Source organism: Actinomadura sp. NPDC023710 (assembly GCF_040639875.1).
GTDB lineage: Bacteria > Actinomycetota > Actinomycetes > Streptosporangiales > Streptosporangiaceae > Spirillospora > Spirillospora citrea.
This window is the reverse complement of the sequence record NZ_JBFAGB010000018.1, coordinates 69763-84683: the sequence shown is the minus strand read 5'-3', so window position 1 is coordinate 84683 and position 14921 is coordinate 69763. Positions and strand designations below refer to the sequence as shown.

At 74.9% G+C, this 14921-nt stretch carries 7 protein-coding genes; all 7 read left to right on the top strand.

Features of this window, described 5'->3' with window-relative positions; all coding sequences use genetic code 11:
* The first annotated feature begins 9 nt into the window (after positions 1-9).
* The 7 genes from AB0H37_RS21895 to AB0H37_RS21865 all read left to right on the top strand — a co-directional run bounded on the left by AB0H37_RS21895 (position 10) and on the right by AB0H37_RS21865 (position 14913).
* The gene (locus AB0H37_RS21895; RefSeq protein ID WP_360614727.1) at positions 10-777 is read left to right on the top strand and encodes an SDR family oxidoreductase; all 768 of its coding nucleotides are present in this window, start codon (positions 10-12) and stop codon (positions 775-777) included.
* A gap of 122 nt (positions 778-899) precedes the next feature.
* Positions 900-1847: a DMT family transporter gene (locus AB0H37_RS21890; RefSeq protein WP_360614725.1), complete on the top strand. Its 948-nt coding sequence runs from the start codon at positions 900-902 to the stop codon at positions 1845-1847.
* A gap of 17 nt (positions 1848-1864) precedes the next feature.
* Positions 1865-2620: a serine protease gene (locus AB0H37_RS21885; protein WP_360614723.1), complete on the top strand. Its 756-nt coding sequence runs from the start codon at positions 1865-1867 to the stop codon at positions 2618-2620.
* A gap of 57 nt (positions 2621-2677) precedes the next feature.
* Positions 2678-2998 carry a co-chaperone GroES gene (locus AB0H37_RS21880; RefSeq protein ID WP_179836086.1) on the top strand — a complete coding sequence of 107 codons (321 nt, stop codon included), beginning with the start codon at positions 2678-2680 and terminating at the stop codon, positions 2996-2998.
* Between the two features lie 833 nt (positions 2999-3831).
* On the top strand, positions 3832-5127 hold the full coding sequence (locus tag AB0H37_RS21875; RefSeq protein WP_360614721.1) for a glycosyltransferase: 1296 nt from the start codon (positions 3832-3834) through the stop codon (positions 5125-5127).
* A gap of 21 nt (positions 5128-5148) precedes the next feature.
* Positions 5149-6525, top strand: a complete 1377-nt coding sequence (locus AB0H37_RS21870; RefSeq protein ID WP_360614719.1) for an arylsulfotransferase family protein — start codon at positions 5149-5151, stop codon at positions 6523-6525.
* Positions 6526-6573: 48 nt separating this feature from the next.
* Positions 6574-14913, top strand: a complete 8340-nt coding sequence (locus tag AB0H37_RS21865; RefSeq protein WP_360614717.1) for an SDR family NAD(P)-dependent oxidoreductase — start codon at positions 6574-6576, stop codon at positions 14911-14913.
* Positions 14914-14921: the final 8 nt, after the last annotated feature.

The following is a 14921-nucleotide window of genomic DNA, read 5'->3' as shown; positions in this document are numbered from 1 at the left end:
CTCGGTCCCATGCCGACCGCCTACATCACCGGTGCGACCGCGGGGATCGGTGCCGCCTTCGCCCACCGCCTCGCCTCCGACGGTTTCGACCTGGTCCTGCTGGCCCGCGACGCCGAGCGGCTGGAGCGGACCGCCGGCGACCTGCGCGCGACCTACGGCGTGCGCGCCGAGACGCTGCCCGCCGACCTGTCCACCGACGAGGGGCTGGCCGCCGCCGAGGAGCGCGCCCGCAAGGACGTCGACCTGCTGGTCAACAACGCCGGGTTCGGCAACAGGGGCGTGTTCCTGGACGTCCCGGTGTCGGACGAGCTGACCATGCTGCGCGTGCACTGCGAGGCCGTCCTGCGGCTCACGCACGCCGTCCTCCCGGGGATGCTGGCGCGCGGCCGGGGCGGCGTCGTCAACGTCTCGTCGGTCGCGGCGTTCGCGACGCGCGGCACCTACGGGGCGTCCAAGGCGTGGGTCGTGAACTTCAGCCAGGGCGTCGCCGCCGACATCCGGAAGCGGTCGCGGGGCCGCGTCCGGGTGATGGCGCTCTGCCCCGGGTACGTGCACACCGAGTTCCACGACCGCGCCCAGATGGACATGTCCGGCGTCCCGGACTTCATGTGGCTGGACAAGGACGACGTCGTGGCCGCCGCCCTGCGCGACCTGCGCCGCGGCGTGCAGGTCAGCGTCCCGGGGGCGCAGTACAAGGCCGTCGTCGGGGTCACACGGCTGCTGCCGCGCGGGCTCGTCTCCCGCCTGTCGTCCACCACCGGCCGTCAATACGATTGATCATGTAGTCAGGGGTCACGGCCTTGTCACAGGCGGTGCGAGAGGGCATCGTGGCAGGGCGAGTCGCTTCGAGGCGCGCCGGACGACTCATCCCGCCCCCGTCCGCCGAAGGGTCTTTCCCGATGGGTCACGACCTGGGCTACGCCGCCCTCGCCCTGCTCGCCACCACCGTCTACTACATCGCCTTCCTCGTCTTCCGCGTCTCCGCGCGCCGGATGGAGCCGCTGCGGGGCAGCCGCCCGTTCCGCGTCGCCCGGCTCATGCTGACCGACCCGGTCTGGCTGGGCGGCGGCCTGCTGCTGTTCCTCGGCCTCGGCTACGAGGTCGTCGCGTTCTCCGCGCTCCCGCTCGCCGTCGCGCAGCCCGTCTTCGCCCTCGGCCTGGTGCTCCTCGTCGCCTTCGCGGTGAGGTTCCTCGGCGAGCGGCTGGGCCTGCGCGAGTGGGCGAGCGTCGCGCTGTTCGTCCTCGCCACCGGGCTGATCGGGCTGTCGGCCACGAGCGAGGGCGAGCTGCGCGCCGACGCCACCCTCACCGGGACCCTCGCCCGGCCCTGGACGATGCTCGCCGTGTGCGCCCCGGCGGTGGTCGTCGCGGCCCTGGTGTGGCTGGTCGGCGACCGCCGCGCGGGCGGGCGGCACGCCCGCAGGCTCGCCGGGGTCGCCTACGGCATCGGCGCCGGGGCCTGCGCCGGGCTGGCCGAGGCCGGCATCCGCGGCATCTCGATCCTCTACCAGGACACCGGCAGCGCGCGGGCGGTCCTGGAGTCCCCCTACCCGTACCTGACGATCGGCCTCGCCGCGATCGCGCTCGGGCAGCTGCAGGTCGCGCTGCAGCGCTGCCGGATCGCGATCGTCGCGGTCGTGCTCACCGTCATCGGCCGGACGTACCTGGTCCTCAGCAGCACCGTCCTGTTCGGCGAGCAGTGGCCGCGGGACACCGCGCCGTTCGCGCTCCGGGCGGGCGGCTTCGCGCTCGCGCTGGCCGCGCTGGCGCTCTTCCCCCGCTACGAGGAGCCGGCCGCCCGGGCGCACCGGGCCGCCGCCGGGAAACGGGTGCGCGCCGCCCCTTGATCGCTTACAGTGCGGCCATGGCCCTGCCGTCCCGCCGGTCCCTCGGTCTCGCGCTACTCGGAGCCTCCCTGGGGCTCGCGCCGCTCGCCGCCCCCGCCGACGCCGTCGTGGGCGGCGCCCCGGCGCCCGCCGCGCGGTACCCGTGGCTGGCCGCCGTGGGCTCGCCGATCTTCTTCGTCCGCCCGTCCGGGCAGTTCTGCGGCGGCGTGCTGGTGAAACCCGACCGGCTGCTCACCGCGGGCCACTGCGTGTCGATGTTCCGCTCGGTGCCCGGAGTCCTGACCGCCACCTTCGGCCGGGACGACCTGACCGGCCGCGGCGGGGAGACGGTCACGGTGAAGTCCGTACGCGTGCACCCGAAGTACCGCGAGACGTCCTTCAAGGGCGAGACCGTCAGCCACCACGACCTCGCCGTCCTGACGCTCGCGCGCCGCGTGAACCGCCCGCCCGCCCCCCTCGGCACCCCCGGCTCCGCCCGCACGGGCGAGATCGCCGGATGGGGCTTCACCTCCGAGAACGACCTGTTCAACACCCGCCTGCGGGCGGCCGGCGTGCCGCTCCCCGGCGACGCGGCGTGCCGGCGCGCCTATGGCGACTCCTTCGACCCGTCCGACATGCTGTGCGCCGGGTCGGCCAAGGCCGACTCGTGCCAGTTCGACAGCGGCGGCCCGCTGGTCGCGGGCGGGCGCGTGGCCGCGCTCGTCTCCTGGGGCTACGGCTGCGGCAAGCCCGGCTACCCCGGCGTCTACGCCAAGCTCACCTCCCTGCCCTGACCCGGCGCCACACGGCCTCGGAACGTTCCGACCCGCGCGGACGGATAAACTCGCCGCGTGTCCGCGCCGAAGTTCGAAGTCCAGATGCTGCACGACCGCGTCATGATCAAGTCCGAGAAGGACAGCGGTGAGCGCCGCAGCACCGGCGGCATCGTCATCCCCGCCACCGTCGAGCAACAGAACCGCCTGGTGTGGGGAGAGGTCTGCGGGGTCGGCCACCACGTGCGGATCGTCAAGCCGGGCGACCGCGTGCTGTTCCACCCGGGCGACCAGTACGAGGTCGAGATCCAGGGCGAGAACTACCTGGTCATGCGAGAGCGCGACCTCCACGCGATCGCCAGCGAACGCCCAGAACACGGCACCGGGCTGTATCTCTAGCTTTTTTCTCCTCCTTCGGGCCTGGCGGCCCTCCATCGTCGATAAAAGCGGGCGATCGCTGGCATCGCTCCGGCTCGCCTTGCGGCTCGCTGCGCGATCAGATTCTCGCTTCGCTTGAATCTGCCTTCGGACGCGATCGCGGCCTTCAGGTTGTCGCACGGTTGCCGTATCGGCTGAGGTCGCCGCAATAGCGGGTGACGGTCAGCGGGCAAGCGGTCAGGTTCTCGCACCCTCGAACCCGCCTTCCCACGCAATCGCGGCCTTCAGGTTGTCGCGCGGTTGCCGGGTCGGCCGAGGTTGCCGCAATAGCAGGTGACGGTCAGCGGGCAGGCAATCAGATTCATACTTCGCTCGAACCTGCCTTCGGACGCGATCACGAGCCACGAGCTGTCGCGGGGTTGCTGAGCGGGCTGAGGTTTCTGCACCACGTGGTCGCGCTTCCGCGAACCTCGGATGAACGGGGCACCAAGCGCATTTTCGAGCCAAAGAGTGAACCTGATCGTCGGCCCGCTAACGGCTGCCTACTACTGCGGCGACCTCAGCCGACAGGGCAACCAGGTGACAACCTGGGGGGCCGCGATCGCGTCCGAAGGCAGATTCGAGCGAAGCAAGAATCTGATCGCGAAGCGAGCCGCAAGGCGAGTCGGAGCGATGCCAGCGATCGCCCGCAGTGTCTTTCTCTTTCGGGCCCCCAGGCCCGAAAGAGAAAGACACTGCAATAAACACTGTCCGGCGGGGTGGGGAGGACGCTTGTCCGGTCTAACGCCCATCGTGCGCGGTGGCGGCGGTCCGTAGCGTTCTCGGCGTTCCCCCAGAGAGCGCAGGTGAGAGCGATGCGTATCGCGTTCCTTTCGGCCGGCACCCGTGGCGATGTGCAGCCGATGATCGCCATCGGCGACGCGTTGGTGCGGCGCGGGCACGAGGTCGTCGTGGCCGTCAACTCCGATCTGGCGCCCTGGGTGCGCAAGGCGGGGCTGGAGGCGGTGCCGACCGGTACCGACATCGGCCGGTTCCTCAGCTCGGAGGAGGGCCGCTCGATGCTCGCCCGCGGCCGGGCGATGACCGCCATCCGGCGGATCGCCGCCGACGAGCGCAAGGTCAACGCCACGATCACCGAGGCCTGCCGCGCCGCGGCCGAGGGCGCCGACCTCATCCTGACGACGCTGACGATGGGGCTGCGCGGCTTCTATCTGGAGGAGGCGCTCGGAATCCCCAGCCGGATCCTGTACTCCTTCCCCATCCAGCCCACGGGGGACTTCACGAGCAGCATCATGCCCCGGGTGCGGGACTTCCGCGTGCCGTGGGCGAACCGGACCAGTTCGCGCGTGCTGAACCAGCTGTACTGGCTACAGAACAGGGCGAACCTGGACGAGCTGTGCGACGCGATGGGCGTCCCGCGCGTGCGGCGCCTGCCCCGCCAGGAGGACTGGCCCGCCCTGCACCTGTACAGCCGCCATGTGGTGCCCGTCCCGTCCGACCTGCCCGCCCGGCATGAGCTGGTCGGCTGGCCGGTGCTGGGGCCCGCGCTCCGGGAGCGTCTCGGCGAGGGGGCCGTGGACGCCGAACTGGATGCGTGGCTCGACGCGGGGCCGCCGCCGGTCTACTTCGGGTTCGGCAGCATCCCGGTTCTCTCTCCCGCGGAGACGCTGCGCAGTCTGGCCGAGGTGACGGCCCGGCTGGGGGTTCGCGGGCTCGTCGGCGTGGGGTGGAGCGACCTCGGGCGGTTCGCCGACGACCTGCCGGAGCACCTGTACGTCGCGCGGTCGGACTTCGACCACGACCGCGTGCTCCCGCGGTGCCGCGCCGCCGTCCACCACGGGGGCGCCGGGACGACCGCGTCGGCGCTGCGGGCGGGCCTTCCGGCGGTGGTCGCCAGCGTCTACGCCGACCAGCCGTTCTGGGGCTGGCGCATCGAGCGGCTCGGCGCCGGAGTCACGCTGCCGTTCCGCCGGCTCACGCCCGACCGGCTTCACCGCGCTCTCGACCGGGTGCTCGACCCCGTGTACCGCGCCCGCGCGCAGGCGCTCGGCGACGCCCTGCGCAAGGAGGACGCCGTGGCGCTGACCGCCGACCTCGTGGAGCGCTGGGGCCCGGCCGGCCGCCCGCTTCGCACCACTGCCCATCCCTGAGCCTTTGTGCAGGTGACGACCATGACGAAAACGGCAATTCCTGCGAGGGCCGAGTCCAGGCCCCTGCCGGACTACTCACAGATCCCGCGGATCCGGGTGACGAGGGCGCTGGACGGCCTCGCGCCGGGGTACCTGTTCATGTCGCCGCAGTCCCTTCTGGAGCCGGAGAAGTGCCACGGCCCGCAGATCGCGGACGACCGGGGGCGCACACTCTGGTTCCACCCCGTTCCCGAGGGCGAGTACGCCACGAACGTCCGGGTGCAGGAGTACCGGGGGGAGCCGGTGCTGACCTGGTGGCAGGGCCAGGCGACCGAGACGGGCGTGGGCGACGGGACCGGGTACGTCCTCGACCGCGGCTACCGCACCGTCGCCACCGTCCGCGCCGGCGGCGACCAGCCCTTCGACCTGCACGAGTTCCTGCTGACCGGGCGCGGCACCGCGCTGCTGGTCAGCTACCAGCCCAAGCCCTGCGACCTCAGCTCCATCGGCGGTCCCGCGGACGGCGTCGCGCTGGACAGCGTGGTCGAGGAGGTGGACGTGGAGACGGGCGAGGTGCTGCTGCACTGGAGCGGCCTGGAGCACGTCCCGCTCGCCGAGAGCGACCTGCCGGCGGCGCTCGCCGACCCCTACGACCACCTGCACGTCAACTCCGTCGCCGTCGACGACGACGGCGACCTGCTGATCACGGCGCGGATGTCGTCCGCGCTCTACAAGGTGGACCGGCGCACCGGCGAGATCATTTGGAAGCTCGGCAGCGCGCACAGCTCGTTCGTGCTGGGCGTGGGGGCGCGGTGCCACTGGCAGCACGACGGGCAGCCCTGCGGGAACGGTGTCTACCGGTTCTTCGACAACGCGACGAACGAACTGCTCGCCGGCTACGAGTCGCGGGTGGTGTGGGTCCGCGCCGACACGGCCACGAGCGTGGCGACGTTCGTCCGGCAGGTCACCCATCCCGAGCATCTGTCCGCCATCGCCGAGGGCAACGCGCAGGACCTGCCCAACGGCAACACCCTGGTCGGCTGGGGGCGGGCCGCGCGGATCTCCGAGTTCTCGCCCGCGGGCGACCTGCTGTTCGACGCGCACTCCCCCACGGGCAACGGCTGGACCACCTACCGGGTCTACCGGCACCCCTGGGACGGCATGCCGGAGACGCCGCCGCAGGTCAGGTTCGAGGACGGGCGCGTCCACGCCGTGTGGAACGGGGCCACCGGCGTCGCGCGATGGCGGCTGTACGCGGGCCGCGACGAGGACGCTCTGGAAGCCGTCGGGACCGTGGAGTGGGACGGACTCGACACGTCCGCTCCGCTGCCGGACGACGTCCGGTTCGTGCGTGTCGAGGCGCTCGACACCGGCGGCCGGCCCCTGGGCGCCTCCCCCGTGACGGCGCTCGGGTCCTGACGCCGCACCCCCCACCGCTCCCCGCGCAGACCACCGAGAGGACAAGCGATGGACGCACCAGCGCACAGGTTCACCCGGGCGCTCGCCGACTTCGAGCGGCACGGCGCGCGGGCCGACTCCCCCACCGGGCCGCCGGCCTGCGAGCCGGTGGCGGTGGTGTCGATGGCGTGCCGCCTTCCGGGCGGCGCGGACGATCCGGACGGGCTGTGGCGGCTGCTGTCCGGCGGCGAGGACGCGATCGAGGAGTTCCCGGCGGACCGCCTGGACGCCGGGGCGCTCTATGATCCCGACCCCGAGGCCCCGGGCCGGACCTGCACGCGCCACGGCGGCTTCGTGCACGACATCGACGCCTTCGACCCGCGCTTCTTCGGCATCACCACCCGGGAGGCCGCGGCGATGGACCCCCAGCAGCGGCTGCTGCTGGAGACGGCCTGGGAGGCGCTGGAGCGGGCCGGGACCGTTCCGGCCCGGCTCGCGGGCAGCCCGACCGGCGTCTACCTCGGCATGCTCGGCAGCGACTACCTCTCCGGGCTGAGCCTGGACCAGTTCAACGGCTACGTCGGCACCGGCTCGGCGCTGAGCGTGGCCTCGGGACGGCTCGCCTTCACCCTCGGGCTGGTCGGCCCGGCGATGACCGTCGACACCGCCTGCTCGTCGTCGCTGCTGGCGGTGCACCTCGCCGCGTCCGCGCTGCGGGCCGGCGAGTGCGACCAGGCCCTCGTCGGCGGGGCCACGCTGATGACCACCCCGTACACGTTCGTCGAGTTCAGCCGGATGCGGGCCCTGTCGCCGACCGGCCGGTGCCGGTCGTTCTCCGGCGACGCCGACGGCACGGCGTTCTCCGACGGCGTCGCGATGGTCGTGCTGAAACGGCTCGCCGACGCCAGGCGCGACGGCGACGAGGTCCTGGCCGTGCTGCGCGGCAGCGCCGTCGGCCAGGACGGCCGCAGCCAGGCCCTGACGGTGCCGAGCGGGCCGTCGCAGGAGCGAGTGACCCGGCGGGCGCTGGAGCTGTCCGGCCTGGCCCCGGCGGACATCGACTACGTCGAGGCCCACGGCACCGGGACCACGCTCGGCGACCCCATCGAGGCCAGGGCGCTGGCGCGGGTGTTCAGGGACACCCGTCCGCCGGACCGTCCCCTCCGGATCGGCTCGATCAAGTCGAACATCGGGCACACGCAGGCCGCCAGCGGCCTGGCGGGGCTGATGAAGGTCGTGCTGTCGCTGCGGCACGAGACGCTGCCGCGCACCCTGCACGTCGAGCGGCCCACCCGCCGGGTCAACTGGGAGGGCAGCGGCCTGCGGCTCGTCGAGGAGCCGATGGCCTGGCCCCGCGGGGAGCGTCCCCGCCGGGCCGGGGTGAACTCCTACGGGATCAGCGGCACGAACGTGCACGTCATCGTGGAGGAAGCGCCGCAGGAGCCGCGGGCCGCGGCGCCCGCGGCGCGGGAGCCCGCCGGACGGCTGTTCGTGGTCTCCGCACGCGGCAGCTCCGCGCTGCGCCGCCAGGCGGGCAGGCTGGCGGCCCATCTGGAGGACGGCGGCCGGGACGCGCCGCTGCCGGACGTCGCGCACACCCTCGCCAACCGGCGGAGCCACTTCGACCGCCGGGCCGTCGTGCTGGCCGCGGACCGCGAGACGCTCGTGTCCGGCCTGAACGCCGCCGCGGCCGGGCGGCCGGCCCCCGGCCTGGTGCCGTCCCCGTCCCGCGAACCGGTCACCGGCGGGCTCGCGTTCGTCTTTCCCGGCCACAACGCGCGGTGGACCGGCATGGGCGCGGAGCTGATGGCCCGCTCGGACGTCTTCGCCGACGCGCTCGACGAGTGCGACCAGGCGATCCGCCGCCAGGTGGGCTGGTCGGTGCTCGCGGCCATGCGGGGCGGGGACGGGGCCCCCGACCTCGAACGGCCCGACGTGACGCAGCCGGTGCTGTTCGCGTTCGGCTGCGCGCTGACGCGGATGTGGCGGTCGCTCGGCGTCGAGCCCGGCGCGGTCGTCGGGCACTCCCTCGGGGAGATCACCGCCGCGCACGCCGCGGGCGCCCTCACGCTGGACGAGGCCGCCGCCGTCGTGACCCGGCGGGGCCTCGCCGTGCGTCCGGTCGCGGGGCTCGGCGGGTCGCTGGCCGTGGGGCTGCCCGCGGACGGCGTGCGGGAGATGCTCGCCGAGTACGGGACGCGCCTCGAGGTGGCGGCGGTCAACAGCGGCCGGGCCACCACCGTCTCCGGCGACCTGAACGCGCTCATCGCACTGCGGGCCCAGCTGCAGCAGGACCAGGTCCCCGTCCAGGACGTGCCGGTGGGCTTCGCCACGCACAGCTTCCACATGGACCCGGTCGGCGGCGAGCTGACGGAACGGCTCGGCGACATCGCGGGCGCGCCCTCCCGGACGCCGCTCTACTCGACGGTGCTCGGCGAGCCGGTGCCCGGGGACGCACTCGACGCCGGCTACTGGGCCCGCAACCTGCGCGAGCCCGTCCGCTTCGCCGCGGCCGTGCGCCGCATGCTGGCCGACGGCTTCCGCTACTTCGTGGAGGTGGGCGCGCATCCCGCCCTCCTGTCGTCGATCAAGGCCGTCGCCGCCGAGGACGGTGTCGAGGTCTCGGTCGCGGGCTCGCTGACCCGCGACGGCGGCGAGCACGACCGCGTCCTGCACAACCTGGCGCTGCTGGTCGCCGACGGGTACACGCCCGACTGGTCGAAGGCGGCCCCGGCGGGATCCCACGTGGACCTGCCCACCTACGCCTTCGAGCGCGGGCGCTACTGGACGTCCGCCAAGGCCGCCCCCGCGGCCGAGCCGGGCGGCATGCCGCTCCTGCACCGGCACGTCGAGGACAGCGAGGTCCCCGGCCGGCACATCGCCCAGGCCGACGTCGACCTGCGCGACGACCGGTTCGGCTATCTCGCCGACCACCGCGTCGGCGGGACGGTCTGGCTGCCCGCCTCGGCGTTCCTGGAGATGGCGTTGGAGGCGTCCACCGCCCTCCAGACCGCCGTCCAGCCGGCCGACGTGCGGTTCGAGCGTCCGCTGCGGCTCCGCGAAGACGAACCCGTCTGCCTCCAGCTGGTCGTCCAGCCCGCCGATTCCGCGGGGCACCGGGCCTTCACCATCGCCTCCCGTCCCTCGGGCGCCCCGCAGGCCCCATGGACGAACCACGTCGCGGGCCGGTTCGAGCCCGCCGACGCGCAGGAGCCCGAAGAGACCGAGCCCCTCGCCGAGCTGCGGAGACGATGCACCGACGAGGTGAGGCTCCCGGACCTCTACGCCGCCTTGTCGACCGCGGGGATCGACTACGGCGACGCGTTCCGGGCCCTGGAGGCGGCCTGGAGAGGGCAGGGCGAAGCGCTGGGGCGGCTGGCGGAGACGCCAGGGTCGTCCTACCTGCTCCACCCCGCGCTGCTGGACTCGGCGCTGCGCGCGGGCGCGCTGCCGAGCGACGTCCCGGCCGACGGCATGTTCGTGCCCGCGGGGGCCGGCCGGGTCCGCTTCACCGGCGTCCGCGCGCAGCCGGTCTGGGTCACCTGCCGCATACGGTCGCTGACCTCCGAGGCGGCGGTCCTGGACCTGCGGCTCCTCGACGAGGAGGAACGGCTCGTCCTGGACGTCCGGGGCTTCGAGCTGGCCGCGCCCGCGCCGGCGGACAGGTCGCTGTTCGAGGTCGAATGGCGGCCCCGGCCGCCCGCCGCGCAGGCGCCCGGCCAGGGGCCGTGGCTGATCCTGGCCGACGGCTCCGGAGTCGGAGCCGACCTCGCCCGGCGGCTCGGGCCGGTGCCGCACGTGCTCGTCCGGCGCGGTACCGCGTTCGGCTCCGACGGCTCCGGCGGCTTCCGGATCGATCCCCGGAACCCGGCGCACTTCGCGCGGCTGCTCGACGAGGCGTTCGGCGACGGCCCGCCCGAACGGGTCGTCCAGCTGTTCGGCCTGGACGCGCCGGCCATCGACTCGGCCGAGTCGATGGCGGAGGCCGCCCTGCTGTGCTGCACGACCACGCTGCACCTGGTCAGGGCGCTGGCGGACCGCTCGTGGGACCCCGCCCCGCGCCTGTTCCTCGTCACCCGGGGCAGCCAGGCGGCGGGAGCGGGCGCGCGGGTGGCCAACCCGCAGCAGGCACTCGGGTGGGGCTTCGGGGGCACGGTCGCCCACGAGTACCCGGAGCTGCGCGCCACGCTCGTCGACATGCCCGCCGCGGGCGGGACGGACGCGCTCTGGACCCAGCTCGGCCGCGCGGACGAGGAGGCCCGGGTCGCGCTGCGCGACGCGGGCCGGCTGGTGCCGCGGCTCGCGCGCACCCGGTCCGACGGCGGCGGCGCGGCGCTGCGCCCGGACCGGACGTACCTGGTCACAGGCGGTCTCGGCGGCCTCGGCCGGGTGGCCGCCGAACGGCTCGTCGCGCTCGGCGCGCGGCATGTGGCCGTCCTCGGCCGCGGCGCGCCGGACGCGGCGGCCGCCGAGTGGATCGCCGGGCTCGCCGCCCGGGGCGCGGCCGTCCACACCGTCCGCGCCGACGTCGCGGACCGCGCCGCCCTGGAGGCCGCGCTCGGCGCCCTGCGCGGTGAGGCGCCCCCGGTCGCGGGGATCGTGCACGCCGCCGGCGTCCTGGACGACGCGACTCTGCGGACGCTGACCCCGGAGCGGATCGCCCGGGTGCTGGCGCCCAAGGTGCTGGGCGCCGCGCTGCTCACCGAACTGGTGCCGGACACGGACTTCCTGGTCCTGTTCTCCTCGGCGGCCGGCCTGCTCGGACCGGTCGGGCAGGGCTCCTACGCCGCCGCGAACGCCTTCCTGGACGCCTGGGCCCACGCGCTCGCCGCGACCGGCCGACCGGCCCTGAGCCTGGACTGGGGCGCCTGGTCGCAGGTCGGCATGGCCGCGGACGCCGACCGGCACTCGGCGTTCGCGCGGTCCGGCATGGCGAGCCTGTCCCCGGCGGAGGGCGGGGAGCTGTTCGAGCGCCTGCTCGGCTCGTCCCGGCGCCGCCTCGCGCCGATCGCGCTCGACCGGGCGGCGCTGGAGCATCCCGCCGGGCTCGCCGCGGCGCATCCGATCCTGTCCGAGCTGGCCGGTCGCCCCGCCGCCGATCCGGCCGCCGAGGGAGTGGCCGGCCGGATCCGCGCCGCGGCGACGGACGCCGAGCGCACCCGCCTGGTCGAGGAGTTCCTGCGGGGCGCGGTGGCCGAGGTCACCGGCGACGCCGTCGCCGAGGTGCCCATGGGCAGGTCGATGCAGGAACTCGGCTTCGACTCGCACTCGCTCGTCGTGCTGCACGACGCCATCACGCGCAGCCTCGGCGTCGGGACGTCACTGTCGGCGCTGGCGACCATGGACGTGCGGGGTCTCGCCGCCAGGCTCCTCCAGGCTCCGGTCGCAGCGGGCGGGGGCGGGACGGCGCCGGATGAACCGGCCGGGGAGCCGGCGGACGACGGGGCGGAGGTCGTGTTCCGGCCGGTCCCGGCGGACGTGACGCGCCTGCTGCGCACGGAGCAGCAGGGCACGCCGAGCGTGGCCCACCACATCGGCATGGCCGTCCGGCTGGGGTCGCCCGTCACGCGGGAGGCGCTGGCGCAGGCCCTCACCGGGCTCGCGGACCGGCACGCCGCCCTGCGCACGGCGATCGTGCGGGACCCCGAGCACGGCACGCGGTTCGCCGTCCACCGGCGGCCCGCCGGAGACCTGCTGCGCTGGTCGGTCGTGGACGACGTGGACGCCGAGGCCGCGCTCCAGAAGCTGATGGAACCACCGTTCGACCTCACCGCGGCACCGCTGTGGCGCTTCGAGATGGTGGAGTCCGCATCCGGGGACCAGGTCCTGGTCTTCGGCGCCCACCACGCCGTGAGCGACGTGCAGTCGCTCATCCTCGCCGTCGCGGAGATCGGCGCCGCGCTGGCCGGCGCTCCCCCGGCGGCCGGGCCCCCGCGGGGCGACATCGATCTGCTGATCGAGGCCCGCTCGGCGGCGGCGCCGCAGGAGGAGGACGAGGAGCCGGCGGCGGCGCGATGGCAGGAGGAGTTCGCCGGCTGCCGCAGGCTGGACCTGGTGGAGAGCCGCCCGGCGAAGCGGACGTTCCGCGCGGGCACCCTGGCCCTCGACATCCCCGGCGGGCTCCTCGACCGGGTGGCGGACCAGGCGAGGAAGCTGGCCGTGACCCCGGCCGCCCTCTGCCTCGGCACGCTGCAGGTGTTCCTCGCGCGGCTACGGGACCGGAGCCGGTTCGTGCTGGCCGTCCCGGTGGACTCCCGGATGCACGCCGGTGCCACCGGCGCGCTCGGCTACTTCGGGGTCCCGGTGCCGCTCGCGGCCGAGGTCAACGAAGGCGAGCCGATCGCCGACGTCCTGGCCAGGACCGACGCCCGCCTCAAGCGGGTGCTGGAGAAGGGGGCCTCGTTCTCCGGCGCGATGGCCGCCCTCGCCGGCGCCGGCCTGTACCGGGCGGACGCGCCGCTGGTCGAGGTCTACTTCAACCACATCCGGGCGCAGGCGCCTGCGGCGGGCGGGCCGGAGATCGTGCCGGCCGGGACCGGGTACCTCGATCTCGACCTGATGGTCAGCATGGGGCCCGGCCTCGGGCACCTGCGACTGGACCACAACCTCGACATCCTCGACGAGGCGGCCGCCGCGCGCCTCGGCCGCGGCTACCTCGACCTCCTCGCGCAGGTGGCGGACGGGGGCACGGCGGAGCCTGCAACGGGCGCGCCCGCCCTGCCCACCACGGGCGCGCCCGCCCTGCTCACCACGGGCGCGCCCGCCCTGCTCACCACGGGCGCGCCCGCCCAGCCCACCGCCTCGGTGGCAGTGGCGGCCACGTTCGCCCTCGGGCACCTGCCCGCCCTCCTCGGCGGCGCCCTCGCCGAGACCGGCGGTGACGCGCCGGTCGTCCTCGCGGCGCCGGACCAGCAACCCCTGGCGAGCGTCCTGGCCCCGGCCGGCCCGTTCGCGCGGCCGTCCACCGTGGCCGGGATCGTGCTGCTGCGCGGCGGCGACCTGGCCCGGTCCGGGCCGGTGACGGATGCACTGGCGGCGCAGCTGGCCGAGGAGTACCCGGCGGCCCTCGGCGCCCTGCACGAGCGGACCCGGAAACCGGTGATCCTCGGCGTCCTGCCCTCCCGCACCGACGACGCCGGGCTCCGGCGGTGGGAGGAGGAGCTGATGTCCCGGCTGGAGGGCCGGCCGGGCGTCGCGGTCGTGCGGCCGGACGACTGGACGCGCGACCATCCCGTCGCCGACCGCTTCGACGCGGGCACCGAGACCCTCGCCCACCTGCCCTTCACCGCCGAGTTCCAGGCGGCCGTGGCGCTCACCGCCGCCGAGACGGTCCGGGCGATCCTGCGCCCGGCGCCCAAGGTGATCGCGGTGGACGGCGACGAGACCCTGTGGGGCGGCGTCGCGGGCGAGATCGGCCCGGACGCGGTCGACCTGGCCGGGCCGCGCGCGGTCCTGGCCCGGCGGCTGCTCGCCTGGCGCGCCGCGGGCGTCCTGCTGGTGCTGGTCTCCAACAACGACGAGGCCACGGTGCGCGCGGTACTGGAGCGGCCGGACGGCGTCCTGCGGCCCGAGCACTTCAGCGTGATCGCCGCGGGCTGGGGCCCGAAGGCCAAGCGGATCAGGGCGGCCGCGGACGAGCTGGGCCTCGGCACGGACGGCGTCCTGTTCCTCGACGACAACCCGGCCGAGATCGCCGCGGTGCGGGCCGAGCTCCCGGAGGTCCTGTCGGTGACGTGCCCGCCCGCGGACGAGCTGGCGGCGTTCGTGGCGCGGCTCTGGCCGGCCACCCCGTGGGCGGCCACCCGCGAGGACGCCGCGCGGGCCGACTTCTACCGGCAGGAGCGCGACCGCGACGAGGCGCGCGCCGGGACGGGCTTCGAGGATTTCCTCGACAGGCTCGAACTGGAGGTGGACGTCGAGCCGCTGTCGGAGGCGACGGCGGAGCGGTCCGTCCAGCTGAGCCGCCGGACCAACCAGTTCAACCTGCGCCCCGCCGTCCTCGACCGGACGGCGCTCGACCGGGCGCGGCGCGGCGGCGAGGTGTGGACGGTCTCGGCGCGCGACCGGTTCGGCGACTACGGCCAGATCGGCGTCCTGGCGATCCGCCCGGACGGCGGCGTGCTGGAGGTCGCGGCCTGGATGCTGAGCTGCCGCGTGCTCGGCCGCGGGGTGGAGGAGCGGCTGCTGCGGTGGCTCGCCGACCGCGCCGGGGCCCTCGGGTGCGCGGCCGTGCGGCTGATCGCCGAGCACACGCCCCGCAACGCCCCGGCGCGGCGCCTGGTCGCCGCCCTCGCGGGAGCGCAGGACACCGGCGGGCGGCTGGACGTGCTGGTCGAGCCGCAGCGCCTGCGGGCGTTCCGCTCCTGGTCCGGCGCGACGGATGGCGCCCTGGAGGCCGACGGTGAGTGAACCACGGA